The organism is Micromonospora sp. 067-2 (genome assembly GCF_046549295.1).
Lineage (GTDB): Bacteria > Actinomycetota > Actinomycetes > Mycobacteriales > Micromonosporaceae > Micromonospora.
Genome location: NZ_JAJPWB010000004.1, coordinates 590,954 through 617,642, shown reverse-complemented (window position 1 = coordinate 617,642; position 26,689 = coordinate 590,954). Strand labels below are relative to the sequence as shown.

Here is a 26,689-nt window from a genome sequence, read left to right as displayed (position 1 = left end):
CCGGTCGTCCAGCGCGTCCGCATCCGGTACGCCAAGCGGGGCCCGCTGCGGTTCACCTCCCACCGGGACTTCGCCCGGGCCTTCGAGCGCGCGCTGCGTCGGGCCGCCGTTCCGATCGCCTTCTCCCAGGGCTTCACCCCGCACCCGAAGATCTCATACGCCAGCGCCGCGCCCACCGGGGTGGCCAGCGAGGCGGAATATCTGGAGATCGGCCTCCAGACGCCGGTCGACCCGGAGGCGCTGCGGGCCGCTCTGGACGCGGCCCTGTCACCCGGGCTCGACGTGCTGGACGCCGTGATCGTCGTCGGCGGTAGCCTGCCGGACCGGATCGAGGCGTCGCGCTGGCACATCGAGTTGCCCGAGGTCGAGCCGGCGGTGGTGCGCGACGCCGTGGATGCCTTCCGCGCCGCCGACGAGGTGCTGGTCGAGCGGATGACCAAGCAGGGCCGGCGCACGTTCGACGCCCGCGCGGCCGTGATGTCGATCGATGTCGCCGAGGCGACGCCGACGCCTTCCGGGGCGCCGGCCGTACCGTGTGCGATACTCGAACTGGTCGTGCGGCAGGTCACCCCGTCCGTACGGCCCGATGACGTCCTTTCCGGCCTCCGCGTGGTGGCCGACCTGGAGCCGCCGGTCTCGCCGAGGGTGACCCGGCTGGCTCAGGGCACGTTGACCGCGCAGGGTGCGATCGTGGATCCGTTGGATGCGGATCGCGACGGGGCAGCCATCGTTGGGCACTGACCGACGGTCAGTGCTCTGGCAGGCAGACTTCGGCGGTCGCGCACCACGCGCGCCCGGCGGAAACACTTTTGCGGCGACCCTGCGTGGCAGCGCTCACACGCGCCCGGGGCAGCCAGAACTGGAGAACGTCCATGCTCGAGAACGAGCCCGAGGGCGGCGAACGGACCGGTTCACAGCCGGCCGGCGACACCGCTGACCAGAGCACCACCGCCGACGGCGCCGCCGCGGCGAACCCCACTGGCGCCGCCACCGCGGGGCCGGCCGGCGCGGAGAGCGCCGAGCCCGCCGCTCCCGTGCGGCGTACCCGGACGACCCGCCGCCGGGCCGCTCCGCTCAACCAACCGGAGCAGACCGATGCACCGGTCGAGGCGTCCACCGGCGGGGTCGGCAGCGACGAGACGCCGCAGGCGGAGGTCTACGCCCCGGTCTCCGGTGACCTGGACGTCGCTCCGAAGACTCCCCGGCGCCGTCGTAAGGCCACCCCCGTGGAGAAGACCGCCGACGAGCCGCTGGTCGCGGCCTCCGCGGAGGAGGCGTCGGCCGAGGTGGTCCCGCCGGTCAAGGTGACCCGCACTCGGCGGAAGAAGGCCACGCCGGCAGCCGTTGCCGAGGAGCCCGCCGTCGTCGAGGAGCCGGCCGCCGAGGCTCCGGAGGAGTCCGACCTGCGCGAGGCGGAGGCCCAGCTCGACGAGTCGGAGGCCACCGTCGTGCGGACCCCCGCCGAGCCGACCCGGACAAGCGGGGCACAGGACCGCTCCGGCGAGGTGCCGCCGGGCGTGGCCGTGGCCGGTGTGGCGGACGAGCCGATCGAGCCGGTCGAGGTCGTCGAGCCGGAGCAGCCGCGGACCCGCCGCCGGCGCGCGGCGCTCTCCGCGCCCACCGTGCTGTTCATGGCGCCACAGCCGGACGCCGTACCGGTCACCCGGCCGGCGGAACCCGCTTCGGTCGCCGAGGAGCCGGCCGTGGAGGAGGCCGCCGAGCCGTCCCGCCGACGGCGGCGCGGTCGCCGCGACGCCGAGCCGGTCGAGGCCGTCGAAGCCGAGGAGGAGCCGACCGAGGAGGCCGACGAGGCCGACGAGGCGGATGAGGACGACGAGGACAGCGCCGCTGCCCGCCGTCGCCGCCGGCGTGGTCGCCGCGGCCGGGGCCGGGGCAAGGGCGGTGCCGACGACGCCGAGGACGACGAGTCCGAGGAGTCGGCGCAGGCCGAGGAGGACGAGACCGCCGAGGCCGAGGGTGACGAGGACGAGGAGTCCGAGGGCGGGGACGGGGACGGGCTGACCCGTCGACGCCGTCGGCGCCGCCGTCGGGGTGCCGGGGACGCGGAGGGGGCCGCGGACGACGGCGTCCCGACCGTGGTCAAGATCCGTGAACCGCGCCGGACCGTCGACGAGGTGCAGGGTGTGTCCGGCTCCACCCGGCTGGAGGCCAAGCGCCAGCGCCGCCGCGACGGCCGGGAGCAGCGGCGTACGCGTCCGCCGATCCTCAGCGAGTCGGAATTCCTGGCCCGCCGCGAGGCGGTCGACCGGGTGATGGCGGTCCGCCAGCGCGGCGATCGCACCCAGATCGCCGTCCTGGAGGATGGCGTCCTGGTCGAGCACTACGTCACCCGCAACTCCTCCGGCACGATGGCCGGCAACGTGTACCTGGGCAAGGTGCAGAACGTGCTGCCGAGCATGGAGGCGGCCTTCGTCGACGTCGGCCGTGGTCGCAACGCGGTGCTGTACGCCGGTGAGGTCAACTGGGACACCTCCGGTCTGGAGGGGCGGGCCCGCTCGATCGAGCAGGCGCTGCGCTCGGGCGACTCGGTGCTCGTCCAGGTCACCAAGGACCCGATCGGGCACAAGGGCGCGCGGCTGACCAGCCACATCGCGCTCTCCGGCCGGCACCTGGTCTACGTACCCAACGGCAACGCCTCCGGGATCAGCCGCAAGCTTCCCGACAACGAGCGCAAGCGGTTGCGGGACGTGCTCAAGAAGCTGGTTCCGGACGGCGCGGGCGTGATCGTCCGGACGGCCGCCGAGGGCGCCAGCGAGGACGAGCTGGCTCGCGACGTGAAGCGGCTCCAGGCGCAGTGGGAGGACATCCAGGCCAAGGCTGCCGAGGGCGGCGCTCCGGTGCTGCTCTACGAAGAGCCCGATCTGGTCATCCGGGTCGTCCGGGACCTCTTCAACGAGGACTTCCGCGAGCTGGTGATCGAGGGCGAGCAGTCGTACGGCGTGGTCGAGTCGTACCTGTCGCACGTCTCCCCGGACCTCGTCGACCGGATGCGCCGGCACGTGGGCACGACCGACATCTTCGCCGAGTACCGGATCGACGAGCAGATCATCAAGGGTCTGGACCGCAAGGTCTTCCTGCCCTCCGGCGGTTCGCTGGTGATCGACCGCACCGAGGCCATGACGGTCGTCGACGTCAACACGGGCAAGTACACCGGCTCCGGGGGCAACCTGGAGGAGACGGTGACCCGTAACAACCTGGAGGCGGCCGAGGAGATCGTCCGCCAGCTCCGGCTGCGGGACATCGGCGGCATCGTCGTGATCGACTTCATCGACATGGTGCTGGAGTCCAACCGTGAGCTGGTTCTGCGGCGGCTCACCGAGTGCCTGGGTCGGGACCGCACCAAGCACCAGGTCACCGAGATCACCTCGCTCGGCCTGGTGCAGATGACCCGCAAGCGGATCGGCGCGGGCCTGCTGGAGGCATTCAGCGAAACCTGCGAGTGCTGCAAGGGTCGGGGTGTCATCATGCACACCGAGCCGGTGCCGGAGAAGCCGCGTGCCGGTGGCGGCGCCGGTGAGAAGGTCAAGGCGGTCGCCTCGGCGGTCGCCGCCGCCCCGGCCGTCGAGCAGGGCACGGCGTCTTCCCGTCGTCGGGCCCGCAAGAACGCCCCCGTCGAACGGACGGCGGTCGAGGTCGTCGAGACCGGCACCAGCGCCGCGCCGGACGCCGACTACGTGGACACCATGGGCTACGACCTGACCCGCTACGAGGCGGACACCGCCGCCGCGCCGGTTGTCTCCGACGCCCAGCAGGGCGAGTCGGCCCGGCTGGCCGCCGCGGACGACCCGGATGCGCTCGCCGACGGCGACGCCGACGACGAGAGCACCGATGGTGGCACCGGCCGTCGCCGCTCCCGGCGGGGCGGCGCCCGACGGCGGACCCGCCCCTGACCGCCTGACCGGCCTGGTGTTTGACGAGGTCCCTCTCCCGGCAAAGTGACGGGGGAGGGACCTCGCTGTTCGGGCCACCCCGGCCCAGGATCGGCCATCCCGGTCAGGAGAAGAAGATGCGTCGCCTGCTCGCCGTCACCGTGCTGGTCACCGCGCTCGCCGCCGTGGGCGGCTGCTCCACCGACCGGCCCGCAGGGCAGGGTCCAGCCGGCGCGACGAGCGGGGGTTCCGGCCCGGCCGCCGGGCCCGGGGGCATCCCGGCCGGATCGACGGGTACGCCCGGAGGTGGTGGCGTGGCGGGCGGCAGCGCCGCGCAGGTCTGCGCCACAGCGCAGGAGGCGGGCACCACGGCCGTCCGGACGTACGTGGCGGAGCTGGGCCAGATGATCGCCGCGGTGGGTGCCGGGGACAGCGCCACGGCCGAGGCGGCCCGCAAGAGGGCCGAGGCGGCGCTGACGGGTTGGCGGGCGGCGCTGCGGGAGCAGTCGGCCCGGGCTACCGATCCGCAGCTCAAGACGCTGCTCACCGACATCGGCACCGAGGTCGCCGCGCTCGGTGTCGACGTCGAGTCGATCGACGAGACCGAGCTCGACCGGCTCCAGCAGCGCCTCGACCAACTCTGCACGCGCTGACCGGGGCGGGCCGGTTTGGGGCCGGGGCCAGCAATGGCGTACTCTTGCCTGCGGCGCACTTTTGGTGTGCCGAGTTCCCGTGTGCCCGCGCTGCCGTGCACCACCACCCGGCGAGCCGCCGCGGGAACGACCGCCAGCAGCCTCAACGACAGGGAGTCCGCCTCCGATGTACGCGATCGTCAAGACCGGCGGCAAGCAGTACAAGGTCGCCGAGGGCGACGTGATCGAGGTCGAGAAGCTCACCGGCGCCCCCGGTGACGCGGTGAAGCTCACCGCGGTGCTCCTCGTCGACGGTGACGACCTGGTGACCGACGCGGCGAAGCTTGCCGAGGTCGCGGTGTCCGGCGAGATCGCCGCGCACACCAAGGGCCCGAAGATCAAGATCCACAAGTTCAAGAACAAGACTGGCTACCACAAGCGCCAGGGTCACCGCCAGCCGTTGACCCAGGTCAAGGTGACCGGCATCTCCAGCGGGAAGTAGGTCGTCGGAAATGGCTCACAAAAAGGGTGCGTCCAGCTCGCGTAACGGTCGTGACTCCGCGGCCCAGCGACTCGGCGTCAAGCGCTTCGGCGGTCAGGTCGTCAGCGCCGGTGAGATCCTCATCCGGCAGCGTGGCACCAAGTTCCACCCCGGTGACCTGGTCGGCCGTGGCGGCGACGACACGCTGTTCGCGCTGTCCGCCGGTTCGGTCCTGTTCGGCACCAAGCGCGGTCGCAAGACCGTCAGCATCGTTCCGCAGCAGTAGCTCTTCGGCCAAGCGGGCCGCGGACCTCCGGGTCCCGGCCCGCTTGGCTTTTTTTTCGCAGTGCGGGGTCAGGCCTCGCTGGAAGGATTGACGCCGTGGCGACGTTCGTTGACCGGGTCGTTCTGCACCTGCAGTCCGGCGATGGCGGGCACGGTTGTGCCTCGATCCACCGCGAGAAGTTCAAGCCCTTCGGTGGGCCGGACGGCGGCAACGGGGGGCACGGCGGCAGCGTGACCCTGGTCGTCGACGCGCAGGTGACCACGCTGCTCGACTTCCACTTCCGCCCGCACATCAAGGCCGACAACGGCAAGGGTGGCGCGGGGTCGAACCGGGACGGGGCCAACGGCCAGAACCTGGTGCTCAAGGTGCCCAACGGCACCGTCGTGCAGACCTCCGACGGCACCGTGCTCGCCGACATGGTCGGTGACGGCACCACCTTCGAGGTGGCCCGTGGCGGGCGCGGCGGGCGGGGCAACGCCTCGCTGGCCAACGCCAAGCGCAAGGCTCCCGGCTTCGCCGAGTTGGGCGAGCCCGGCGATCAGCTCGACGTGGTGCTGGAGCTGAAGAGCGTCGCCGACGTCGGCCTGGTGGGGTTTCCCTCGGCCGGCAAGTCGTCGCTGATCTCGGTCATCTCCGCCGCGAAGCCGAAGATCGCCGACTACCCGTTCACCACCCTGGTGCCCAACCTCGGCGTGGTCCGGGTCGACAACCACACCTTCACCGTCGCCGACGTGCCGGGTCTGATCCCCGGTGCGGCTACCGGCAAGGGGTTGGGCCTGGAGTTCCTGCGGCACATCGAGCGCTGCGCGGTGCTGGTGCACATCATCGACTCGGCGACGCTGGAGCCCGGCCGTGACCCGGTCGCCGACATCGAGACCATCGAGGCCGAGCTGAACGAGTACGGCGGGCTGGCCGACCGCCCGCGGCTGGTGGCGGTGAACAAGGTCGACGTGCCGGACGGCCGTGACCTCGCCGAGATCGTGCGCCCCGACCTGGAGGAGCGCGGCTACCGGGTGTTCGAGGTCTCCGCGGCCACCCGGGAAGGGCTGAAGGAGCTCACCTACGCGATGGCCGAGCTGGTCGAAGCGGAGCGTAAGGCAGCACCGCCGGCTGAACCCACCCGGATCGTGATCCGCCCGTTGGCCGTGGACGACGCCGGCTTCACCGTGACGACCGAGACCGACGGCTCCTTCACCGTCCGTGGCGTCCGGCCGGAGCGGTGGATCAAGCAGACCAACTTCGACAACGACGAGGCGGTCGGCTACCTGGCCGACCGGCTGGCCCGGCTCGGGGTGGAGGAGAAGCTGGCCAAGGCCGGCGCACAGCCGGGTGACCTGGTCCGGATCGGTGACCGCGAGTTCGACTGGCAGCCGACGCTCTACGCCGGGGTGGAGTTCACGCCCGGCAACCGGGGCACGGACGTCCGACTGGAGGAGAAGTCGAACCGGGCCTCGGCAGCGGACCGGCTCGCCGCGCGTAAGGCCCGCCGGGTGCGGTCGGCCGACGAGGTGGGCGCCGACGCGTCCGACGACGTCGACGACATCGAGGACGAGGACGAGGACGAGGACGACGCCGAGTAGCCGGTTGCGCTCCGTGATCGGGTTGACTGCCGGAAACCTTCGCGAAATTTCCCCCACCTAGCGTTGGGTGATGCTGATCGAAGCGCGGCCCGCCAGCGATCCGGAGATCGCCGCCCTGATCCTCGCCCAGCAGCGTGAGCTGCGGGAGGCCGACGGCGGCCTGGACGGGCAGGTCACCATCACCCATCACGACATCCGCTACCTCGCGGTGGTCGTGAACGGCCGGGCGGTCGCCTGCGGTGGTCTCCAGTCGCTCGACGCCGCCACCGGCGAGGTCAAGCGGATGTACGTCCGGCCGGCGTCCCGGGGTCGGGGCATCGCCCGCCACCTGCTCGCCGCGTTGGAGGAGTGCGCGTTCCGGCAGGGCCACTCGCTGGTCTGCCTGGAGACCGGCACCTACCTGCCGGCGGCGATCGGGTTGTACACCTCGTGCGGCTACGAACCCATCCCGGTCTACGGCGAGTACGTGCACAATCCGTACAGCGTCTGTTTTGCCAAGCGGCTGCCGGTCGCGGCCTGAGGAACCCGTCGCCGTGCCCGGCGCCGGCGCTCAGGCGCCGGTGCTGGCGTGCGCGACGGTCACCGGCTTCGACTCCGGCGAGGCGTGCTGGCGTAGGACGACGCTCAGCAGGATCAGCGCGCCGACCGCGAGGAACTCGCTCTGCCAGTTCTGCAGGGACTGGAACCAGAAGTCGCTGGTGCCGAGGAAGTCCAACGCCCCGATCGGCGGTGCTCCACTCTGCAACGCCTGCTCCTCGTTGTAGGTGGCGGTGCCACCGAGCAGGTGGCCGACGAACGAGCCGGCGAAGATCAGCAGCAGGGCGATGGAGAGGCTGTTGCGGTAGACCACCAGCGGCAGGCCGCCGACGCGCACCGGCCAGGGCGACTGCGGGGTGGCGTTGCGCTCGTTGTCCTCCGGCCGGTCGGTCTGGTCGACCGGCTTCGACTCGGCCGAACCCCGCTGCACCAGGTACGCGGTGAGCAGCACGTACCCACCCATCTGGAGGAACTCCGACTCCCAGTTCTCGAAGACCGCCTCGGCGAAGTGGCCGGTGGTCAGGTACGCAGGCCAGCTCAGCGGCGCGGCGCCGAACTCGGTCAGCTCCTCGTTGTGGGTCTGCCACCCGAAGACGCTCTGCAGGACCAGGAAGACCAGGAACGCGCCGAGCATGGCGATGCTCAGCGCGTTGTCACGTAGCCAACGAGGCATGTCGTCCTCCTTCAAGGATCAGCCCCCGATACCCACACCGCCACGACCGCGGAACCGGCCGGATTGCCAGGTCAGGGTCGGTCGATGGGGGTGTCCAGCCGCCCACCGGCGCCCGCCTGGTTGGACAGCAGCAGCCCCAGCGCGAGCATGCCGAAGCCGAGCGCGAGGTGCAGCCAGTTGTCGTTGGTGTTGATCGGCAGGATGTTCGCCCCGCTCTCCGGGTCGACCGCCTCGATGGCCAGCCCGTACAGCCAGAGGGCGAGGTAGGCGGCGCCGCCTCCGGCCAGGAAGAGTCGGGAGCCGGCGACGCTGCGGGCCAGCACCAGGCCGACCAACCCGAACAACAGGTGCACCGCGTTGTGCAGGATCGAGACCTGGAACAGCCCGAGCAGCTTCGCGTCCGAGTGGTGGCCGGCGAACCTCAACCCGCCGTAGTCGGTGGTGATGCCGGGGATGTAGCCGAGGATGCCGATCAGCAGGAACACAGCGGCCACGGCCAGCGCGACCGACTGCACCCGGGGTCGGGGGCCGGCCGCTCGGCCACCTCGTGGGTCTCGTGCCACCGCTGCCACCTCCGTGAATCTGTCAGCCCTGCGCGCCTCACTGTCCGCAGCGGCGACGTCACGCAGCCCGACGATCCTCCATTGTGAAGACGATCCGACTGGTCCCGCAGAGAAATGCACGAAGAGGTATGGAAGCCGGAACGGAGGGTAGGGGAGTGGTCAGCGGTGGCGGCAACGCGGCCGCAACCCCCAGCACAACCGCGACGACTTTCCGAGCGGAAGGGAAATCATGACTTACGATCTTTCACCCACGTCTTCCACGTACAGCGAGGAGTCGACCAACGGCGGCGGCGTCCGCGACCAGGCCCGTCAGGTCGGTTCCGAGGCGGCGCAGGCCGGCGGTGCGGTCGCGCAGACCGCCAAGGAGCAGGGCACCGAGGTCGGCCGCGAGGCGGCCCGACAGGCCCGCAACCTGTACGGAGAGGCCCGCACGCAGCTCGCCAGCCAGACCGGTGAGCAGCAGCGCCGGGCCGCCGGTGGGCTGCGGTCACTGGCCGACGAGATGAGTTCGATGGCCGAGCAGGGTGGCCAGGCCGGCCCGGTGAGCGAGCTGGCCCGCCAGGCCGCCGACCGGGTCCACGGCGTGGCCGGCTGGCTCGAGGAGCGCGAGCCCGGTGACCTGATCAACGAGGTACGCGACTACGCGCGACGCAACCCGGGCACCTTCCTGGTCGGCGCGGCGGTTCTCGGGGTGCTGGCCGGGCGGCTGACCCGCGGCATCTCCGCCGCCAGCGACGACTCCGGCAACGACTCCGGCCACGGCTCCTCGACCTATCGGGGCGCCGGGGCGTACGACCCGGAGCGGACCGCGGTGATCCCGACGCCGCCGGCGCCCCGCGCCGTGCCGGACGCCGTCCCCGCGGGCGGTCACCTCGACCCGACCCCCGGCACCTACGCCGAGCCGACCTCCGGCGGGTACGCCGGCACCGGCCAGCCGCTGCCGCCGGTGACCCAGACCGACCCGCTGCCGGGCGTGCCGTCCAGCGGCACCACCCGCCCGTGAACCACCAAGTCATCCGAAGGGAGGCGACGGCATGACCATGCCGACGCAAGGGTCCGGACTGGGCTCCGGTAACCACTCCGACGCGGGTGCCCCGCACACCGCGGCGGAGGTGAAGAGCAGCTCCATCGGTGAGCTGCTGCGCCAGGTCACCACCGACATGTCGACGCTGATGCGCCAGGAGGTGGAGCTGGCCAAGGCCGAGATCCGCCAGGAGGGCAAGAAGGCGGGCAAGGCCGCAGGGCTCTTCGGCGGCGCCGGCTTCGGCGGCTACATGGTGGCGCTCTTCCTCTCGCTGGCCCTCTGGGCCGGGTTGTCCAACGTGATGGACGCCGGTTGGGCAGGGCTGATCGTGGCCCTTCTCTGGGCCGCGATCGCCGCGGTCCTCTACTCCCTGGCCAGGAAGAACGCCCAGCGCATACGCGGCCTCAAACAGACCAACGACAGCGTGCAGCGGATCCCCGACGCGCTCAAGCCTCACCCGGAGGGAGTCACCCGATGAGCACCGATCCCGATCAGATCCGCCGGGAGATCGAAGCCACCCGCAACAGCCTCAGCTCTGATGTGGACGCGCTGGCATACAAGGTCAGCCCCAGCCGCATCGTCGACGACCGCAAGCAGCGGGCCCGTTCCGCGCTGCAGAATGTGAGGGACAAGGTCATGGGTACCGCGTCTGACCTCGGCCACGGCACCGGCCACGCCGCCCACTCGGTGGGCGACCGCGCCTCGTCGGCGGCCTCCACCGTCGGTGACGCCGCACACTCGGCAGCCTCGAGCGTCAGTGACGCCGCGCACTCGGCGGCATCGAGTGTCAGCGACGCCGCGCACAGCGCTCCGCGGGTGATCCGGCAGAAGTCCGCGGGCAACCCGCTCGCCGCTGGCCTGATCGCGTTCGGGGTGGGCTGGCTGGCCTCCTCGCTGATCCCGGCGTCGCGCCGCGAGCAGCAGGCAGCGGCCCAGATCAAGGAGAAGGTCGGTGAGCACAGCGGAGCCGTGAAGGAGAAGCTGGGCGAGCTGGCCAGCGAGCTCAAGGAGGAGCTGCGCGAGCCGGCCCAGCACGCCGCCGAGTCGGTGAAGTCCACCGCCCAGGACGCGGTGCACGCGGTCAAGGACGACACGAAGTCGGCCGCGCAGGACGTCAAGGACCAGGCCCAGCAGGCCCGCCAACAGGTCACCTCCTGACCATTCGCAACCCCGACAGCTCGCGGCCGTCCCCGGATGCCCGCGAGCTGTCGCGTTCCCCGTCCCCTGCCCGCTCCCGGAGGTGAGGGGCGGGGGTCAGTGCGGAAGGAGACGGTGCCGAAGGGCGCGTTCGGAGTGGGCGGCGCGGCGGACCCTACCGCCGGCGTAGCGGACCCCACCGAACAGCACCCGCCGGCCGACGGCCAGCCAGGCGCAGACGCCACGTTCCAGCAGCCACACCGGCCCGGCCAACGCGGTGCTCGGCGGAAAGACCGCCGCTCCGCCGGCCCGCCGCCGGCCGAACTCGGCCAGGACGACGGTGGTGGCCACCGCGCCGAGCAGCACCCCGGGCCGGCGGGACGCGACCGCCGCCGCCAGCGCCGGCACGACCGCGAGCGAGGTCGCCAGGCGGGCCGGCTGGGCCAGGTCGTCGTACGCCTGGCGTACGCGCTGACCGCGGAAGTGCGCGGCGTCCGGCGGTAGCCGGCGGACGTACAGCTCGGGCGGTGCCGCCTCGGTGCCCCCGTACGCCCGTACGGTGCGGATCAGCTCCAGGTTCTCGAAGAGCACGTCGGGGTCGTAGCCGCCCATCGCGAGGAACGTGCTGCGGCGCACCGCGAGGGTGCCCGGGAAGTCCGCGCCGAGCGCCCGGTTGAGCAGCGTCCGGCCGGTGTCCCACCACGCGTGCCAGGGCAGCGGCTCGAAGTAGTTCTGCGGCCGTACCAGATCGACCCGGCCCAGCAGCCGGTGGACCGCGCGCAGTGCGGCCTCGTCGTAGCGCACGTCGTCGTCGGCGATGACGACGTGCTCGTGCCGTGCCGCCCGGACACCGGTGAGCACCCCCGTCACCTTGCCGTTCACTCCGTGCAGGGCCGCGTCGGGCGGGAGGTGCCGGACCAGCCCCCGCCACGCGGCGGCGTGCCCGGCGAACAGGTCGGCCGGCGACCCGTCGACGACGCTCACCTCGACCCGGCCAGCCAGCCAGCGCAGGTAGTCGGTCAACTCGGCCAGGCCGGCGTCGTCGGACCAGTGCAGCGGCAGCACGTACGCCAACAGTGCCAGGCTGATCTCGCCCGGCAGCCCGTCGGCCGTTCTGCGCCGGCCGTTCTCGCTGGCGTCGAAGGGCAACGCTGCCTCCCGAACGTGGTGTGCAACGGCCTGCGCGGGGCGGCGGTGGGCGGCCACGTGAAACAGGCGGGACGTCCGCAGCAGGTGCCCCCGTTCCGGCCGATCAAACCGGCCTGTCGTTACGACCCGTCGACGCGGTGTCGAGTCGGGCGACACGGTGGATGTTGGTGAGGGTGAGGCCGGAGGGGGGCAGGGCGGGTATCCGGTGCAGGTCCAGGGCCAGGTTCTGCGGTGGCACCTCGTAGCGCATGGTGCTGGTCAGGTTGGTGACCGCCCGCTTCATCAGGTCGATGGTGATCCACTCACCGGCGCAGCGGTGCCCGGTCGTCGGGTCTCCGCCGCCCTGCGGGATCAGCTCGAACTCATCCACGCGGCGGCCGGCGAACCGCTCCGGGCGAAACAGCTCGGGTTGCGGCCAGACTTCCGGGTGATGATTCGTGCCGTACAGGTCGAGCAGCACCCTGCGGCCCCGGGGGAAGTGGTGGCCGTCCCAGTCGAAGGAGCGCCGGACCCGGGCCGCGGCGGCCGAGAAGAAGGGGTAGTACCGGCGTACCTCCTGGACGAACTGCTCGGTGGCCTCGTCGTCCCCGCGGACCCGCTCGCCCCAGGCCGGGTGGTCGTGCAGGGCTAGCGCGGCGAAGGCGATGTACCGGTCCACGGCGACGGTCGGCCGCAGCAGGTTCAGCAGCTCGACGGCGGCGATCCGCCGGGGAAGCAGCCGGCCCCGGGCATCCCGGTGCTCGGCGACCACCTTCAGCGGACTGTCGGCCGGCACGGGCAGGGTGCCGACGCGGGTGCGTTCGATGACGTCGGCCAGCCAGCGTTCGGCGCGGCCACGGGCCAGGAGCCCGCGCCAGTGCCGGGGGCCGACCGCCGCCGTGGCTTCGATCATGGCGTGCAGCTCGACGGTACGGCGGTCGACCTGCGACGTGGCCAGCGGCACCCCGGCCCAGGCGCAGACGGCCCGGGTGAGCAGCCGGCCCAGCTCGTCATAGAGCACCACCGCCGAGGCGGCCTCCCAGGCGGGGATTCGGGCCTGCCACTCGTCGTCGAAGAGCTGCCCCAACTGCCGGATGGCCGCCGGCGTCATGATCGACATCAGCATCGCCTTGCGGTTGCGGTGCGCCGAGCCGTCCAGCCCCTGCACCCCGCCCCGGCCGGTGAGGGTCCGCTGCACGCGCAGCGGCATCGCCGTCTGTCGCTGGAACCGCTCGGTGTCGTAGAACAGCGCCGCCGCCGGCCGGCCGCGCAGGCAGATGGTCGGGGCCAGCAGGATGCGGGTCTGGAACACGTCGCTGCCGTACCGGTCGCAGCGATCGCCGATGAACCGGTAGCCGGAGCGCAGGAACGACAGCGTGCTGTCCGGGCTGCGGTCGGCCGGCATGGTCGCCATCGGGTCTCCTCACGCTCGGGTGCCGGCCGGTCTGCCCGGCCGGGTGCGTCTACCCAGGTCGGCGCTCCTGAATCCCGCCACCACCAGCAACAGCGCAGCGCCGGGCCGGCCGGCGCGCGGCGGCCACCGGATCGGCGTCTGCTGGCCCCTCCCACCGGCGCGGAAACCTGGTTGGCTTCTCGGTGGGTGGGCGGCCGGAAACCGCGGCCGGGCAGGGTGGCCCGGCGGCGTGGCGGCGACCACGGATCATGGGGAGGGTGGGGATGCGGGACAACAGGTCGCCGTACTGGCGTCAGAGACGGGTGGTCGGGGCGCTCGCCAGCGGGCGGAGCCGGGACGGCGGGGGGCTCATCCGTCCGCCCGGCAGACCCGACCGGCCGCACCGGTTCTTCACCGTGCACCTGGGCTTCACCGCGCCAGGCGCGGCCGACGCCCGCGAGCTGGCCGTGGCGTACGCCGAGGCGCTGAGCCTGCTCCGCCCGGAGCTGGCCCTCGGTGCGGCGGCCCTGTCGCCGGCCGACGCGTGGCAGCGGGCCGAGCGGCTGTTCTGCGGGGCGATCGGCCCGGACGGCGAGCGCTGCGTCGATGTGGCCGACCATCCCGGTTTCCACCACGCCCCGGGTCCCGGTGGTCTCGGCTGGGGTGACGGCGACAGCCCCGGCGATGCCTGACCCTGGTCGAGGACGGTCGTCGCCGTGCCGGTGTCCACGCGGGCGGGCACCGGCACGGCAACCAGCTCCAACAACAGGCCCGACGGGTCAGTCCAGGTCGAACTCGCCGTCCTGCGCGCCGGCGACGAACGCGTCCCACTCCGCCTGGGTGAAGACCAGCACCGGCCCCTCCGGCTCGGCGGAGTTGCGCATCCCGATCAGGTCATCGACGAACGCGACCTCGACGGCGCTGCCGGAGCTGTCCCCCTCGGCCCGCTGCCAGACCGCCCGAGAGAGGTCGAAGTCGCCCTTGGGGTGCTGCGCCATGGTTCTTTCCTCCAGTGCCGAGGGTCGTGTGGTGACCGCGTGTGGATCCCCATCGGGCAGGATAAGCGGATGCCGAGCCTGACCCGTGTAGAGGCGACCGCGCGTGGCGCGGCGATTACTGTCGAGTCTTATCAGGTGGACCTCGACCTGACCGTTGGCGACGAGCTGTTCCGCTCCCGCGTCGAGATCCGGTTCCGGGCGACTCCCGGCACCGCGACCTTCGCCGAGATCAAACCCGCCGCCCTCCTGGCAGTACGTCTCAACGACCGCGACATCGACCCCGGGGTGTTGACCGACAACCGCCTGCCGCTGAGTGACCTGGCCACAGACAACACCCTGGTGGTCGAGGCCGAGATGGCCTACTCCAACAGCGGAGAGGGGATGCACCGTTTCGTCGACCCGGCCGACGGCGAGACCTACCTCTACGCGATGAGCTTCCTCGACAACGTGCAGCGCATCTTCGCGGCCTTCGACCAGCCCGACCTCAAGGCCTCGTTCACCCTCGCGGTCACCGCTCCGCCGGAGTGGACGGTCGCCAGCAACGCCGAGGTGGCCACCAACCCCGCGCCCGGTCGCTGGGAGTTCGCCCCGAGCGCGCCGCTTGCCACGTACTTCTTCTCGCTCATCGCCGGGCCCTACCACGTGCGGCGGGCCGAGCACGACGGCGTGCCGCTGGGCATCTACTGCCGCCGGTCGCTCGCCGAGCACCTGGACGCCGACGCCGAGGAGATCTTCACCATCACCCGGCAGTGCCTGGACCGGTTCCACCAGCTCTTCACCGAGCGCTACCCGTTCGGCAAGTACGACCAGGCGTTCGTGCCCGAGTTCAACGCCGGCGCGATGGAGAACCCGGGCATCGTCACCTTCCGCGACGACTACGTGTTCCGCTCGGCGGTCACCGACACCCAGCGTGAGCTGCGGGCCACCACCATCGCCCACGAGATGGCGCACATGTGGTTCGGCGACCTGGTCACCATGCGCTGGTGGGACGACCTGTGGCTGAACGAGTCCTTCGCGGAGTACCTGGGCACCCGGGTCACCGCCGAGGCGACCCGTTTCGATCAGGCGTGGACGACCTTCGCCATGCGTCGCAAGGCCTGGGGGTACGCCGCGGACCAGCGGCCCTCCACCCATCCGGTCGCCCCCGTCGAGGTGGCCGACGCCGACGAGGGCCTGCTCAACTTCGACGGCATCTCGTACGCCAAGGGGGCCAGCGTGCTGCGGCAGTTGGTCGCCTGGCTCGGTGACGAGGCGTTCCTCGCCGGCCTGAACGCGCACTTCGCCGCGCACCGCTTCGGCAACGCCACCCTCGCCGACCTGTTGGCGGGTCTCAGCAGCGCGAGCGGCCGGGACCTGTCCGGCTGGGCCGAGCTGTGGTTGCGCCGGCCGCAGGTCAACACACTGCGCGCAGACGTCACCGTCGACGCCGACGGCCGCTACACCGAGGTGGCCGTCGTGCAGACCGCGCCCGAGTCGTACCCGGTGCTGCGCCCGCACCGGATCGGCGTCGGCCGTTACTCGGTGGACGGCACCGTGCAGCGCGACGAGGTGGACATCGACCCGACAACCGATGGTGGCCGGACGGTGCTGGGTGGGTTCACGGGCGCGGCGGCGGCCCGGCTGCTGCTGCTCAACGACGGCGACCTCACCTTTGCCAAGGTGCGCCTCGACGCGGCGTCGGCGGATGCCGTGCCGCTGGTGCTGCCGGGGCTGGCTGACCCGCTGGCGCGGGCGGTGCTCTGGAGCGAGGCGCTGGACGCGGCGACCGACGGGGAGCGGCCGGTCATCGGCCTGGTCGACCTGATGGTCGCCGCGCTGCCCGCCGAGACCGAGGTGATCATCGCGGAGGACGTGCTCACCCTCAGCCGCTCGCTGGTCGACCGCTACCTCGACCCGCTGACCCGGTCGGCGTCGCTGGCCCGGGTCGCCGGGGCGTGCCGGCAGCTGCTCGACGGCGCACCGGCGGGGGAGTCGTTGCAGCTCGCCGCAGCTCGGGGCTGGATCGCCGCGACCACCGACGCGGATCTGCTCACCGGCTGGCTCGCCGGCCGGGGCGTGCCGGCCGGGCTGCGGGTCGACGCCGAGCTGCGCTGGGCGGTGCTGCGCCAGCTGGTGGTGCTGGGCGCCGCCGGCGAGGCGGAGATCGCCATCGAGGCGGCCGCCGACAACAGCTCCACGGGCGCGGAACGGGCCGCCCGCTGCCGGGCCGCCCTGCCCGACCCGGCCGCCAAGCAGGCAGCATGGGAGAGCATCGTGCGGGACACCGAGCTGTCCAATCGGCTGGTGGAGGCGACCGCCGAGGGGTTCTGGCAGCCCGAGCAGGCCGAGTTGACCGCCGCGTACGTCCAGCGGTATTTCGCGGACATGCCGGCTGCCGCGCGGGGGCGTACCCCGTGGACGGCCGACCGGGTGGCGGCCCTGGCGTTCCCCCGCTACGCCGTGGCGCAGCCCACCCGGGAGGCGGCCGCAGCGCTGCTGGCCCGAGACGACCTGACCGCGGGCCTGCGGCGGGTGGTCACCGACGCCGACGACGATCTGCGCCGCGCGCTGGTCGCCCGCACGGCGGTGGCCGCCGCGGCGGCTTGAGAGACCGGTCGGGCGCGGGGTGGCACACCGGCCACCCCGCGCCCGGGGCTCAGCGCAGCGCGGGCTCCGCCGTGACCGGCGCGTCCCAGTCGATGACGTAACGCTGCTCGTGGGCGACCGTCTTCTCCGGGTCCAGGGCCGTACGCACCAGCAGGGGCATCAACAGCGGCATCAGCGTCCGGGCAACCGGCCCCGGCGCCTTGGCGTGGTTGATCCGCGCCGCCCGGGCGGCCACCTTCTCGACGCGGGCCCGGCGCAGTCGCTCGAACGCGGTGAACGCCGACGCCACGTCCGGGAGGTCACGCAGGCAGCGGGCGAGCTGCACCGCGCTCTCGATGGCCAGCGACGCGCCCTGACCGGAGCTGTTCGACGGCGCGTGCGCCGCGTCGCCGACGAGCACCATCCGGCCCCGGTGCCAGTGCGGCACCGGCGGCATGATCTGCAACGACCCGACCACCTGAAGGTCGGCGGCGCTGCTGGTCGCCATCAGCTCCCGGCCCGGGTCGTCGTCGCCGTAGGTGTCGCGCAGCGTGGCCAACCACTGCGCCGACGGCACCGTGCGGGCCTCGACCAGGCTCATTGGCCGCTGGTACGGCAGGTTGGCCCCCCACCGGGTGCCACCGCCCGGCTCCGGCCAGTACAGGTAGTAGCCGCGGCGCCCGAACGCGAACGTCATCGTGCCGGGCTCGACGTCCACCTCGTGCCGGGCCACCGCCTCGAAGCTGAGCATCCCGGTGAACCGTGGGCCGGGCGCGGCCGGGTCGATGAGCCCGCGGACCGTCGACCGGATGCCGTCGGCGCCGACCAGGATGTCGGCGGTGGCGCTGCTGCCGTCCTCGAAACGGGCGGTCACGCCGCCTGCCGTCTGCTCGGCGGCGATGAGCCGCCTGCCGTACGCGAAGGACACGCCCTCGGCCGCCGCCCGGTCGTGCAGCACCCGGTGCAGCTCAGCCCGGTGCACCACCCGCAGCGGCGGCACCCCGGCCAGAGTAGGCAGGTCGATGCGGCGGCGGCCGACGGCCATGACGGTGCGCCCGATCGGGGTGGCTGTCGCCGTCACCGCCTCGTCCGCGCCCACCGTGCGCAGGGCCGCCACACCGTTGGGCGCGAGCGCGAGGGTGCCGCCGATGCCGCCGACCCCGCTGGCCGTGGCGGGGTACGCCTCGTGGACGGTGGCGGTGATGCCGGCGCGGTGCAGCGCGAGTGCGGTCACCGGGCCGGCGATGCCGCCGCCGATGACGATCGCGGTTCGTACCGTGGTCATGGTCTTCTCCCTGGGTGTCGTCGTCGTCCGTACGCGGACGAACCGACCTGGGAGGAAACCCGGTTATCCTCTGGTTGCCGCTTCGGGCCGGGTGCCTGTCCAGGTGTCGGTTCGAGGTCAGGGCTCCGGCGGGGTGTTGGCGCACCCCGCCGGGGCCGTCCGTCAGTCGGGTGTGTCCAGGCTCCGGCTGCTGGTCCTTTCTGCCAGCTCGGTCAGTTCCGCCGGCACCTCGCCGGTCTCGTGGTAGGCCCGCCAGGTGTCCAACCCCGGGTAGCTGCCGGAGGTCAGCTCGGCGAGCAGTGCCCGCAGCCAGGACGCTTCCGCGGCCCGCATGGCCAGGTCGTACTCGGATTCGACGAGGAACAGTCGCGGGATCTCCCGCAGGTGCGCGTCGAGCGTCTCGCGATCCTGGCGGACCGTGGCCTCCAGCAGGTCGAGGCGCTGTCGCAGCAGGTCGGTGGCCTCGTCGGGATGCAGGGCGGCGAGCACGGACAGACCGGCACGGAAGCGGGGATGCTCCGGCACCGGGGTGGAGACCAGCTCGCGGGCCCAGTCGACCAGTTCCGACCGCCCGGCGTCGGTGATCCGGTAGACGGTGCGTTCCGGTCGCCGCCCGTCGCGGACGCTCTCCACCGCCTCGATCAGGTGGTGTTTGTCCATGTTGCGGATCACCGTGTAGAACGAGCCCCACTTGAACTCCATGTCCTGGTCCTTGCCCCAGGCTCGCAGTGCGGTGGCGATCTCGTACGGGTGCATCGGCCGCTGGACCAGGGCGGACAGCACGGCCAGCGCCAACAGGTTGCCGACCTTGCGCCGCTTCGGCACGACGCCTCCTCTTCTCGTGCCCGATTACTTGCTAACGAGTATACGTGTACGAGCCTTGCGATGGCGACACCGTTTCCGACGAACTCGGGTGCGCCCCTCGCCGGGCCGGGACGGTGGGTCACGACACCCGCTCTACGATCACGGGGTGGAGGAAGATATCCGGCGGATCGGGATCATGGGTGGCACCTTCGACCCGATCCACCACGGGCACCTCGTGGCGGCAAGCGAGGTGGCAGACCGGTTCGGTCTGGACGAGGTGGTCTTCGTCCCCACCGGGCAGCCGTGGCAGAAATCCGACGAGCCGGTCAGCCCCGCCGAGGACCGGTACCTCATGACGGTCATCGCCACCGCCTCCAACCCCCGCTTCCAGGTCAGCCGGGTCGACATCGACCGGAGTGGGCCGACCTACACCGTCGACACGCTGCGCGACCTCCAGTCCGAGTACGGCCCCAAGGTGCAGCTGTTCTTCATCACCGGCGCGGACGCGCTGCAACGGATCCTGTCCTGGAAGGATCTGGAGGAGATCTTCGAGCTGGCCCACTTCATCGGGGTGACCCGCCCCGGCTTCGCACTCACCGACAAGCACCTGCCGGCCGACACCGTCAGCCTGGTCCAGGTGCCGGCGATGGCGATCTCGTCGACCGACTGCCGCGACCGGGTGGGAAGGGGCGAGCCGGTGTGGTATCTGGTGCCCGACGGTGTGGTGCAGTACATCGCCAAGCGGCGCCTCTATCAGCGGAAGTGACGCCCTTTATAGCCCGTTTCGTGCGCCTAATCGACCAGAACTGACAAGTCGGGGTGCCGCCGGGTATGAGACGCTTGGTGGATCGCACGGTTGATCGAAGGAGAACGGTGACAGTTTCCGAACGCGCTCACGAGCTGGCAATGGCTGCCGCCCAGGCCGCCGCCGACAAGAAGGCGCAGGACATCGCGATCATCGACGTCGGCGACCAGCTCGCCATCACCGACGCGTTCCTGCTCGCCGCCGCTCCCAGCGAGCGTCAGGTGCTGGCGATCGTCGACGCCATCGAGGAGCGCCTCCTGGAGCTTCCCGAGAAGGCGAAGCCGCTGCGGCGCGAGGGTGAGCGGGGTGGCCGCTGGGTGCTGCTCGACTACGTCGACATCGTGGTGCACGTCCAGCACACCGAGGAGCGCGAGTTCTACGCGCTCGACCGGCTCTGGAAGGACTGCCCCACCATCCCGTTCGTCGACCGCGACCTCGTCGAGGCAGACGCCAGCGGGTCCGCCGCAGCCGAATGACCCGTCTGATCGTCTGGCGGCACGGCAACACCGACTGGAACGCCGCCAACCGCGTCCAGGGCCAGACCGACGTACCCCTCAATGAGCGGGGCCGCGACCAGGCCCACGCCGCCGCTCCGCTGCTCGCGTCGCTGCGTCCCGACGCGATCGTGTCCAGTGACCTGAGCCGCGCCGCGGAGACCGCCGCCGCGGTCGCGGCGCTGACCGGGCTGCCGGTCCGCAGCGACGCGCGGCTCCGCGAGCGGCACTTCGGCCAGTGGCAGGGCCTGCTCCTCACCGAGGTCGCCGAGCGCTTCCCCGACGAGTACGCCCGATGGCGCGCCGGTGACCCGGCCCCGGGCGCCGGCCTGGAACCCCTGCACGACCTCGGTGAGCGGGTCGGTGCCGCGCTGCGGGAGGCGGCCGACGCGGCGAACGGCGGCACCGTGGTGATCGCCACCCACGGTGGCGGCTCCCGGCAGGGCATCGGCCATCTGCTCGGCTGGGATTCCGCCGTGTTGCGCACCATCGGCTCGCTGGCCAACTGCCACTGGACCGAGCTGCGGCACGACGACGTCCGGGGCTGGCAGTTGCGGGCGCACAACGCCGGTCTGGTCACCGCCCCGGCCGTCGTCGACGCGGTCTGAGCACGGCCCCCGCGCTGCCTCGGCGTGCCTGCGCCTCGGCGTTCGGCGCCTCGATCGGCTAGCGTGCCGGGCATGCCTGTCGCGGTCGTCATCGACTCCACCGCCTACCTTCCGCCCGACCTGGTGCAGGCGCACCGACTGACCGTCGTGCCGTTGACCGTCGTGCTCAACGGCGCTGAAGGGCTCGAAGGAGTCGAGACCCAGCCCGCCGACGCCACCCTGGCGCTGAGCGGCCGGAGGGTCACGGCCACCACGTCCCGGCCGGCACCCGAACAGTTCGCGCAGACGTACCGCCGGCTGCTCGACGCCGGCGCCGACGGGATCGTCTCGGTGCACCTCTCCGCCGGCCTCTCCGGCACCGTGGAGGCGGCCCGGCTGGCCGCCGCCGACTCCGACGGTCGGGTCGAGGTGGTGGACAGCCGGTCGGCCGGCATGGGCCTCGGTTTCCCGGCCATCGCGGCCGCCAGGGCCGCCGACGCCGGCACGGACCTGGCCGGGGTACGCGACGCCGCGCTCGCCGCCGTCGCCCGGACCACCGTCTGGTTCTACGTCGACACGCTGGAGTTCCTCCGCCGGGGCGGCCGGATCAACGCCGCAGAGGCGCTGCTCGGCACCGCCCTGTCGGTCAAACCGATCATGCACATGCCGGACGGCGCGATCGTGCTGCGGGAGAAGGTGCGCACCGCCAGCCGGGGAGTCGCCCGGCTCGTCGACCTGGCCGTCGAGGCGGCCGGGGACGACGAGGTGGACCTCGGAGTGCACCACCTGGCGGCGCCGCAACGGGCCGAGGCGCTGCTCGTCGCGCTGACCCAGCGGCTGGGGAAACGGCTGCACGACACGTACGTCTCCGAAGCGGGCGCCGTGGTCGGCGCGCACGCCGGCCCGGGGCTGGCCTGCGTGGTCGTGCACCGCCGACCGGCAGGCTGAGCCACCGCCGGTCCCGTGGCCGGCTTTCCCGGGAACCAGGTCAGCCGATGTGCTTCCTGAGGGGTGATGTACGGGTGACGCCCGTCGTCGGAGTTCTTGACGTAGTTGCGGACCATCTCATAGATCCCGTTGGTCTCCAGATAGAGCCCGACGCGGTTTTCGCTGCCCGACAGGGTGTCGCCCGGAAAGGCGGCCTCGGGAAAGAGCGGCACCTGCAACGCGAGCCGCGGACCCTTCTCGTCGCGGAGTTTGAGCGCGACGACGCAGGTCATGTTGCCTCCCGCGGAGTCGCCGCCCAGTGCGATCTTGCCGCGGTCGACGCCTTCCTGATCGGCGTTGTCGAAGAGCCAGCGGACGAAGAACTCGACCTCGTCGATCTGCACCGGAAACTTGGCCTCGGGGGCGAGTTGGTACTCGATCGCGTACGTGACGATGCCGGCGCGCTCGGCGATCAGCCGCATCGGCACTTCGAACTCGTCGAGCGTCCCGTAAGTGAACCCTCCGCCGTGGATGTAGGCCAGCGCTCCCGTCGGAGTGCTGGTTGCCTGGGTGGGGATGTGTTTTCGTACGGTCAGGGACCCGTGCGGTCCGGGCAGGACCAGCGTGTCGACGGCCTGTCCAGCGATCGGGTGACAGCCAGGGCTTTCGCGTCGTGTGAGGCGGCTGTTGGGGTTCGGTCAGGTGACGATTCGGCGTCCCCCGTAGGAGGCTCAGATGAGCGAGGAATCCCGGGCCGAGCCCGTCCGCAACGTCGTCCTGGTGCACGGCGCGTACGCCGACGGCTCCTCCTGGTCCGACGTCATCCCCATCCTCCAGCGGGCCGGGCTCACCGTCACCGCCGTACAGAACCCGCTGACCTCCCTGTCCGACGACGTCGCCGCCACCTGCCGGGTCCTCGACCGGCAGGACGGGCCGACGGTGCTGGTCGGCCACTCGTGGGCCGGAACCGTCATCACCGAGGCCGGAAACCATCCGTCGGTCGCCGCCCTGGTCTACGTTGCCGCCCGCGCACCGGACGCCGGCGAGGACTTCACCGCGCTCGCCGCGAAGTTCCCCACCCCGCCGGCGAACGCCGGCCTCGTCCACGACGACGGGTACGCCCAACTCAGCGAGAGCGCCTTCCTCGAAGACTTCGCGGGCGGCGTCGACAAGGCCCGAGCGCGCTCCCTCTACGCGGTCCAGGGGCCGATCGCCGGCGACCTCTTCACATCCCGTACGACGACCGCGGCCTGGCGGGACAAACCCTGCTACTACTCCGTCTCCAAACAGGACCGCACCACCGCGCCCGAGCTCGAACAGTTCCTGGCCAAGCGGATGAACGCCACGACGATCGAGGTCGACTCGTCGCACCTCGCCATGGTCACCCACCCGGAGGCGATAGCCGACCTCATCGTCATGGCCACGCGAGGTGCCTCGACCGCACGACCCTGATCGGCAGTCGTTAGCAGATTCCGGCTTGATCAGGGCCTTGTCCACAGCGGCGTCGGTTGTCCACAGGGCGGCGCCACCACACCTCACCGTCCCGGGCGGCGCCATAGCGTCGCGCTGTGTCGCACGACGAAGAGACAGAGGTACGCCAGCGCCTGCGCCGGCTGATGGACGCGCCGGTTGACGCGTCGCCAGTCCGGGCAGGCGCACCGCTCGTGGGCGTACCTCCGGTGGGGGTGCTGCCGCCGCGGGCCGGGGCGCCGCCTGTGGAGCCCGACGCCGGCGTACCCCTTGCTGCGGAAGGCGCCGCGGCGCCGCGGCTGCCCGGGCCTGGCGCCTTCGACCCGGGGCGGCGTGGTGTGCGGGCGTTGGCGGTCGTCGCCGCGATGGTGGTGCTGGGTGCCGCTGGTTGGGCCTGGCGTGCCCGGCCGCAGCAGGAGCCGGTCGTCCCGCTGAGCGGCGCGGCGACGCCGGTCGCCTCGGCGGGTGAGCCCGGTGCGACCGGCGGGGGCGAGCTGGTGGTGGCGGTGGCCGGAAAGGTCCGCCGGCCCGGGCTGGTGCGGCTGCCGGCCGGATCCCGGCTCGCCGATGCGGTGCAGGCGGCCGGGGGCGCACTGCCCGGTGTCGACGTGGCGCTGCTCAACCCCGCCCGCAAGGTCACCGACGGTGAGCTGATCGTGGTCGGGGTAACGTCACCGCCGGTGCCGGCCGGTGCAGGTGCGCCGGCGGCGGGTGGAGCGGCGCCCGCTGTCGGGCCGCTGAACCTCAACACGGCCACGCTGGCGCAGCTCGACGCGCTGCCCGGGGTGGGGCCGGTGCTCGCCCAGCGAATCGTCACGCACCGGGACCAGCACGGCGGGTTCAGGTCCGTCGGCGACCTGCGTCAGGTCGACGGGATCGGCGACGCACGCTACGAGCAGCTCAAGGACCTGGTGACGGTGTGAACGGCCACCCCGTGAGCGCTGACGCGTCGTCGCCGGACCCCTCGCCGCCGGATCTGCGGCTGGCCGGTCTGGCCGTGGCCGCCTGGCTGAGCGCACTGGCCGGCCTGCACCTCGGCACCCGTGTGGTCCTGCTGCTGGCCGGCGCGGCTGCCGGCCTGACGGCGGTCGGCGCCCTGCACCTGCTCGGCCGCCCACGGGCTACCGTCCGCCGCTTCGGTTGGATCGCCGTCGCGGTCGGCCTCGGCGTGGTCTGCGGTGCGACGGCCACCGCAGCCCGGCTCGTCGTCCGGGACGCACCGCCGGTCCGCGCCCTGGCCGAGCAGCGCGCCACGGTCACCGCCGACCTCGTCGTCCGCGATGATCCGCGTCCGATCCGGTCCGTCGGGCGTCCGGGCATGCTGCTGGTGCCGACCGAGCTGGTGCGGGTCACCGGCCCGGACGGGCGACGGCTGCGCACGTCGATGCGGCTGCTGGTCCTGGCCACCGACCCGGCCTGGCGAGGGCTGCTGCCCGGGCAGCGCCTGAGCGCCGAGGGTCGGCTCGGAGTACCGCGCGGCGGTGATCTGACCGGAGCGGTGCTCAGCACCACGGGCCCACCCGTACGGCACGGCGCGTCGTCCTGGGCGCAGCGTGCCGCCGGAACGCTGCGCGCCGGTCTGCAACGGGCCTGCGAACCGCTCCCCGACGAGCCGGGTGGTCTGCTGCCCGGGCTGGTGGTGGGCGACACCAGCCGGCTGTCACCCAGCCTGGAGGAGGACTTCCAGGCCACCGGCATGACGCATCTGAATGCCGTCTCCGGAAGCAACGCGGCAATCGTGGTGGGCGCGGTGCTGCTGTTGGCGCGGTGGGGGCGCGCCGGCCCGTGGCTCGCCGCTGGGCTCTGCGGGGTGGCGCTCGTGGGTTTCGTCCTGCTGGTGCGGCCGTCACCGAGTGTCGTCCGGGCCGCCACGATGGGCGCGATCGGCCTTGCCGCGTTGGCCGCCGGTCGGCCCCGGGCCGCGCTGCCCGCGTTGGCGGCCGCCATCACGGTGCTGGTGCTGGCCGACCCGGAGCTGGCAGGTGACCCCGGGTTCGCGCTGTCCGTGCTGGCCACCGGTGGCCTGTTGCTGCTCGCTCCGCGCTGGCGGGACGGGCTGCGCCGGCGGGGCGTTCCGGCCGGGCTGGCCGAGGCGCTGGCCGTGCCGGCGGCCGCGCAACTGGCCTGCGGGCCGGTCGTCGCTGGCATCTCCGGCACGGTCAGCCTGGTGGCGGTGCCGGCCAACCTGCTCGCGGTGCCGGCCATCGCGCCAGCGACCGTGCTGGGTGTGCTGGCGGCCATCGTGTCACCGGTCTGGCCGGCCGGCGCGGAGTTCGCCGCGTGGCTGGCGAGCTGGCCGGCCTGGTGGCTGGTGGTCATCGCGAAGCAGGGCGCCCGGCTGCCGGCGGGCAACCTGCCGTGGCCGGGTGGAGTGTGGGGTGCGCTGGTGCTGGCCGGGCTGACCGTGGCACTGCTGGTCGCGGCGCGCCGGCCGCTGGTGCGCCGGCTGGTGGCGGTGGTCGGCGTCGCCGCGTTGCTGGGCTCCCTCCCGGTCCGGTTGGTGGCGGCCGGCTGGCCGCCGTCCGGCTGGGTGGTGGTGGCCTGCGCGGTGGGTCAGGGCGACGCTCTCGTGCTGCCGGTCGCCCCCGGTCGGGCGGTGGTGGTGGACACCGGACCGGAGCCCGGGGCAGTGGACGGCTGCCTGCGCCGGCTCGGTGTCCGGGAGGTGCCGCTGCTGGTCGTCAGCCACTTCCACGCCGACCACGTCGGCGGGGTGGCCGGGGTGTTCCGGGGGCGCCGGGTGGCTGCCGTGCTGACGCCACCCTCGACGGATCCGGCGAGCGGCCGGGATCTGGTCCTCGCCGCCGCGACCGCCGGACGGGCCGCTCTGCTGAGCACGGTGGCCGGTGCCCGCCTTCCCGTCGGTGGCGTCGAGTTGCTCGTGCTGGGTCCGCCGTACCCGCTGACCGGCACGAGGTCCGACCCGAACAACAACTCGCTGGTGTTGCTCGCCACGGTGGCCGGGGTGCGGATCCTGCTGCCCGGCGACGCCGAGACCGAGGAGCAGCACGCCGTGCTGACACGGGCGGCACCGGGTCAGCTACGTGCGGAGGTGTTGAAGGTCGCCCACCACGGCTCGGCGTACCAGGACCCGGGTTTCCTCGACGCGGTCCGGCCAGCCGTCGCGCTGGTTCCGGTGGGGACCGGCAACGCCTACGGACACCCGAATCCGGGGCTGCTCGCTCGGCTGAGCAGGGGTGGCGCCCGGGTGATGCGTACCGACACCGACGGTGACCTGGCCGCGACCCGGGTGGGCGGCGGTCTGGCGGTGGTCCGTCGGGGAGTGCCGCCGGGCCGACGATCCTGAGCCGACGTCGCTCCGGGAGGTCGTTCGTCCTCGTTGCCTCACCCGCCGCGGGGCCCGACGTCCAGCACGTCGGACTCGACCCGGCCCACGAATTGCGGATTAAGCGACGTATGAGATAGATGT

The 26,689-nt window shown here is 72.5% G+C and carries 26 protein-coding genes and 1 pseudogene; 19 read left to right on the top strand and 8 right to left on the bottom strand.

Annotated features, from left to right (window positions below; all coding sequences use genetic code 11):
* Window positions 1-21: 21 nt before the first annotated feature.
* The 7 genes from ACLJN9_RS12685 (at window position 22) to ACLJN9_RS12655 (ending at window position 7,389) form a co-directional block, all read left to right on the top strand.
* Window positions 22-741: a TIGR03936 family radical SAM-associated protein gene (locus tag ACLJN9_RS12685; protein ID WP_410811460.1), complete on the top strand. Its 720-nt coding sequence runs from the start codon at window positions 22-24 to the stop codon at window positions 739-741.
* Window positions 742-872: 131 nt separating this feature from the next.
* The gene (locus ACLJN9_RS12680; protein WP_410811414.1) at window positions 873-3,911 is read left to right on the top strand and encodes an Rne/Rng family ribonuclease; all 3,039 of its coding nucleotides are present in this window, start codon (window positions 873-875) and stop codon (window positions 3,909-3,911) included.
* A 116-nt stretch (window positions 3,912-4,027) separates the two neighbouring features.
* Window positions 4,028-4,543 carry a hypothetical protein gene (locus tag ACLJN9_RS12675; protein ID WP_410811413.1) on the top strand — a complete coding sequence of 172 codons (516 nt, stop codon included), beginning with the start codon at window positions 4,028-4,030 and terminating at the stop codon, window positions 4,541-4,543.
* A gap of 166 nt (window positions 4,544-4,709) precedes the next feature.
* Window positions 4,710-5,024 carry a 50S ribosomal protein L21 gene (rplU, locus tag ACLJN9_RS12670; RefSeq protein WP_074313742.1) on the top strand — a complete coding sequence of 105 codons (315 nt, stop codon included), beginning with the start codon at window positions 4,710-4,712 and terminating at the stop codon, window positions 5,022-5,024.
* Window positions 5,025-5,034: 10 nt separating this feature from the next.
* Window positions 5,035-5,289: a 50S ribosomal protein L27 gene (rpmA, locus tag ACLJN9_RS12665; protein WP_109818441.1), complete on the top strand. Its 255-nt coding sequence runs from the start codon at window positions 5,035-5,037 to the stop codon at window positions 5,287-5,289.
* Window positions 5,290-5,384: 95 nt separating this feature from the next.
* Window positions 5,385-6,869, top strand: a complete 1,485-nt coding sequence (obgE, locus tag ACLJN9_RS12660) for a GTPase ObgE (RefSeq protein WP_410811412.1) — start codon at window positions 5,385-5,387, stop codon at window positions 6,867-6,869.
* 70 nt (window positions 6,870-6,939) lie between these two features.
* Window positions 6,940-7,389 (top strand): GNAT family N-acetyltransferase, encoded by a 450-nt coding sequence (locus ACLJN9_RS12655; protein WP_410811411.1) that lies wholly within the window; start codon window positions 6,940-6,942, stop codon window positions 7,387-7,389.
* 30 nt (window positions 7,390-7,419) lie between these two features.
* On the opposite strand, the gene ACLJN9_RS12650 is transcribed toward ACLJN9_RS12655, so the two are convergent.
* Window positions 7,420-8,079: a DUF6766 family protein gene (locus ACLJN9_RS12650; RefSeq protein WP_410811410.1), complete on the bottom strand. Its 660-nt coding sequence runs from the start codon at window positions 8,077-8,079 to the stop codon at window positions 7,420-7,422.
* 71 nt (window positions 8,080-8,150) lie between these two features.
* Entirely contained in the window at window positions 8,151-8,642 is a 492-nt protein-coding gene (locus ACLJN9_RS12645; RefSeq protein ID WP_410811409.1) for a DUF4383 domain-containing protein, read from the bottom strand.
* A gap of 229 nt (window positions 8,643-8,871) precedes the next feature.
* Between ACLJN9_RS12645 and ACLJN9_RS12640 the strand changes: the two genes are divergently transcribed.
* Genes ACLJN9_RS12640 through ACLJN9_RS12630 form a run of 3 tightly spaced genes read left to right on the top strand, consistent with a single transcriptional unit; the run spans window position 8,872 to window position 10,824 of the window.
* Entirely contained in the window at window positions 8,872-9,645 is a 774-nt protein-coding gene (locus ACLJN9_RS12640; protein WP_410811408.1) for a hypothetical protein, read from the top strand.
* A gap of 31 nt (window positions 9,646-9,676) precedes the next feature.
* Complete coding sequence (locus ACLJN9_RS12635; RefSeq protein ID WP_410811407.1) at window positions 9,677-10,144, top strand: phage holin family protein; 468 nt, start codon at window positions 9,677-9,679, stop codon at window positions 10,142-10,144.
* Window positions 10,141-10,824, top strand: a complete 684-nt coding sequence (locus ACLJN9_RS12630; protein WP_410811406.1) for a DUF3618 domain-containing protein — start codon at window positions 10,141-10,143, stop codon at window positions 10,822-10,824. The genes ACLJN9_RS12635 and ACLJN9_RS12630 overlap by 4 nt, the downstream gene beginning before the upstream one ends.
* A gap of 96 nt (window positions 10,825-10,920) precedes the next feature.
* On the opposite strand, the gene ACLJN9_RS12625 is transcribed toward ACLJN9_RS12630, so the two are convergent.
* Together ACLJN9_RS12625 and ACLJN9_RS12620 are read right to left on the bottom strand one after the other, a co-directional pair.
* Window positions 10,921-11,952 (bottom strand): glycosyltransferase, encoded by a 1,032-nt coding sequence (locus tag ACLJN9_RS12625; protein WP_410811405.1) that lies wholly within the window; start codon window positions 11,950-11,952, stop codon window positions 10,921-10,923.
* A gap of 103 nt (window positions 11,953-12,055) precedes the next feature.
* Complete coding sequence (locus ACLJN9_RS12620; protein WP_410811404.1) at window positions 12,056-13,345, bottom strand: cytochrome P450; 1,290 nt, start codon at window positions 13,343-13,345, stop codon at window positions 12,056-12,058.
* Between the two features lie 263 nt (window positions 13,346-13,608).
* Between ACLJN9_RS12620 and ACLJN9_RS12615 the strand changes: the two genes are divergently transcribed.
* Complete coding sequence (locus tag ACLJN9_RS12615) at window positions 13,609-14,016, top strand: hypothetical protein (protein ID WP_410811403.1); 408 nt, start codon at window positions 13,609-13,611, stop codon at window positions 14,014-14,016.
* Between the two features lie 87 nt (window positions 14,017-14,103).
* On the opposite strand, the gene ACLJN9_RS12610 is transcribed toward ACLJN9_RS12615, so the two are convergent.
* Window positions 14,104-14,322 (bottom strand): DUF397 domain-containing protein, encoded by a 219-nt coding sequence (locus tag ACLJN9_RS12610; protein WP_410811402.1) that lies wholly within the window; start codon window positions 14,320-14,322, stop codon window positions 14,104-14,106.
* 69 nt (window positions 14,323-14,391) lie between these two features.
* Here ACLJN9_RS12610 and pepN point away from each other — a divergent pair, with 69 nt between their 5' ends.
* Window positions 14,392-16,908 (top strand): aminopeptidase N, encoded by a 2,517-nt coding sequence (pepN, locus tag ACLJN9_RS12605; RefSeq protein WP_410811401.1) that lies wholly within the window; start codon window positions 14,392-14,394, stop codon window positions 16,906-16,908.
* A 49-nt stretch (window positions 16,909-16,957) separates the two neighbouring features.
* Here pepN and ACLJN9_RS12600 read toward each other — a convergent pair whose 3' ends face one another.
* The gene (locus ACLJN9_RS12600) at window positions 16,958-18,172 is read right to left on the bottom strand and encodes an FAD-dependent monooxygenase (protein ID WP_410811400.1); all 1,215 of its coding nucleotides are present in this window, start codon (window positions 18,170-18,172) and stop codon (window positions 16,958-16,960) included.
* Window positions 18,173-18,334: 162 nt separating this feature from the next.
* Window positions 18,335-18,997 carry a PadR family transcriptional regulator gene (locus ACLJN9_RS12595; protein ID WP_410811399.1) on the bottom strand — a complete coding sequence of 221 codons (663 nt, stop codon included), beginning with the start codon at window positions 18,995-18,997 and terminating at the stop codon, window positions 18,335-18,337.
* Between the two features lie 145 nt (window positions 18,998-19,142).
* Here ACLJN9_RS12595 and nadD point away from each other — a divergent pair, with 145 nt between their 5' ends.
* From nadD to ACLJN9_RS12575, 4 genes are all read left to right on the top strand, one after another.
* A complete protein-coding gene (gene nadD, locus ACLJN9_RS12590; RefSeq protein WP_410811398.1) occupies window positions 19,143-19,742 on the top strand; it encodes a nicotinate-nucleotide adenylyltransferase in 600 nt (199 codons plus the stop codon).
* Between the two features lie 107 nt (window positions 19,743-19,849).
* Entirely contained in the window at window positions 19,850-20,257 is a 408-nt protein-coding gene (gene rsfS, locus ACLJN9_RS12585) for a ribosome silencing factor (RefSeq protein ID WP_410811397.1), read from the top strand.
* Window positions 20,254-20,883: a histidine phosphatase family protein gene (locus ACLJN9_RS12580; RefSeq protein WP_410811396.1), complete on the top strand. Its 630-nt coding sequence runs from the start codon at window positions 20,254-20,256 to the stop codon at window positions 20,881-20,883. Before rsfS ends, ACLJN9_RS12580 begins: the two co-directional genes overlap by 4 nt.
* Window positions 20,884-20,955: 72 nt before the next feature.
* Window positions 20,956-21,810 carry a DegV family protein gene (locus ACLJN9_RS12575; protein ID WP_410811395.1) on the top strand — a complete coding sequence of 285 codons (855 nt, stop codon included), beginning with the start codon at window positions 20,956-20,958 and terminating at the stop codon, window positions 21,808-21,810.
* Between the two features lie 50 nt (window positions 21,811-21,860).
* On the opposite strand, the pseudogene ACLJN9_RS12570 reads toward ACLJN9_RS12575, so the two are convergent.
* A pseudogene (locus ACLJN9_RS12570) lies at window positions 21,861-22,367 on the bottom strand (alpha/beta hydrolase fold domain-containing protein); the annotation flags it as partial.
* Between the two features lie 157 nt (window positions 22,368-22,524).
* Between ACLJN9_RS12570 and ACLJN9_RS12565 the strand changes: the two are divergent.
* The 3 genes from ACLJN9_RS12565 to ACLJN9_RS12555 all read left to right on the top strand — a co-directional run bounded on the left by ACLJN9_RS12565 (window position 22,525) and on the right by ACLJN9_RS12555 (window position 26,566).
* Window positions 22,525-23,241 carry an alpha/beta fold hydrolase gene (locus ACLJN9_RS12565; protein WP_410811394.1) on the top strand — a complete coding sequence of 239 codons (717 nt, stop codon included), beginning with the start codon at window positions 22,525-22,527 and terminating at the stop codon, window positions 23,239-23,241.
* Window positions 23,242-23,357: 116 nt separating this feature from the next.
* On the top strand, window positions 23,358-24,182 hold the full coding sequence (locus ACLJN9_RS12560) for a helix-hairpin-helix domain-containing protein (RefSeq protein WP_410811393.1): 825 nt from the start codon (window positions 23,358-23,360) through the stop codon (window positions 24,180-24,182).
* Complete coding sequence (locus ACLJN9_RS12555; RefSeq protein WP_410811392.1) at window positions 24,179-26,566, top strand: ComEC/Rec2 family competence protein; 2,388 nt, start codon at window positions 24,179-24,181, stop codon at window positions 26,564-26,566. The genes ACLJN9_RS12560 and ACLJN9_RS12555 overlap by 4 nt, the downstream gene beginning before the upstream one ends.
* Window positions 26,567-26,689 lie beyond the last annotated feature (123 nt).

Bases quoted from the DNA above. Each gene is read 5' to 3' on its own strand.
- ACLJN9_RS12680 (WP_410811414.1), top strand. From the start codon at position 873: ATGCTCGAGAACGAGCCCGAGGGCGGCGAACGGACCGGTTCACAGCCG.
- ACLJN9_RS12600 (WP_410811400.1), bottom strand. From the start codon at position 18,172: ATGACCACGGTACGAACCGCGATCGTCATCGGCGGCGGCATCGCCGGC.
- ACLJN9_RS12640 (WP_410811408.1), top strand. From the start codon at position 8,872: ATGACTTACGATCTTTCACCCACGTCTTCCACGTACAGCGAGGAGTCG.
- ACLJN9_RS12620 (WP_410811404.1), bottom strand. From the start codon at position 13,345: ATGGCGACCATGCCGGCCGACCGCAGCCCGGACAGCACGCTGTCGTTC.
- ACLJN9_RS12565 (WP_410811394.1), top strand. From the start codon at position 22,525: ATGAGCGAGGAATCCCGGGCCGAGCCCGTCCGCAACGTCGTCCTGGTG.
- ACLJN9_RS12650 (WP_410811410.1), bottom strand. From the start codon at position 8,079: ATGCCTCGTTGGCTACGTGACAACGCGCTGAGCATCGCCATGCTCGGC.
- rplU (WP_074313742.1), top strand. From the start codon at position 4,710: ATGTACGCGATCGTCAAGACCGGCGGCAAGCAGTACAAGGTCGCCGAG.
- ACLJN9_RS12675 (WP_410811413.1), top strand. From the start codon at position 4,028: ATGCGTCGCCTGCTCGCCGTCACCGTGCTGGTCACCGCGCTCGCCGCC.
- ACLJN9_RS12655 (WP_410811411.1), top strand. From the start codon at position 6,940: ATGCTGATCGAAGCGCGGCCCGCCAGCGATCCGGAGATCGCCGCCCTG.
- ACLJN9_RS12635 (WP_410811407.1), top strand. From the start codon at position 9,677: ATGACCATGCCGACGCAAGGGTCCGGACTGGGCTCCGGTAACCACTCC.
- ACLJN9_RS12615 (WP_410811403.1), top strand. From the start codon at position 13,609: ATGCGGGACAACAGGTCGCCGTACTGGCGTCAGAGACGGGTGGTCGGG.
- rpmA (WP_109818441.1), top strand. From the start codon at position 5,035: ATGGCTCACAAAAAGGGTGCGTCCAGCTCGCGTAACGGTCGTGACTCC.
- ACLJN9_RS12610 (WP_410811402.1), bottom strand. From the start codon at position 14,322: ATGGCGCAGCACCCCAAGGGCGACTTCGACCTCTCTCGGGCGGTCTGG.
- ACLJN9_RS12630 (WP_410811406.1), top strand. From the start codon at position 10,141: ATGAGCACCGATCCCGATCAGATCCGCCGGGAGATCGAAGCCACCCGC.
- ACLJN9_RS12580 (WP_410811396.1), top strand. From the start codon at position 20,254: ATGACCCGTCTGATCGTCTGGCGGCACGGCAACACCGACTGGAACGCC.
- pepN (WP_410811401.1), top strand. From the start codon at position 14,392: ATGCCGAGCCTGACCCGTGTAGAGGCGACCGCGCGTGGCGCGGCGATT.
- ACLJN9_RS12575 (WP_410811395.1), top strand. From the start codon at position 20,956: ATGCCTGTCGCGGTCGTCATCGACTCCACCGCCTACCTTCCGCCCGAC.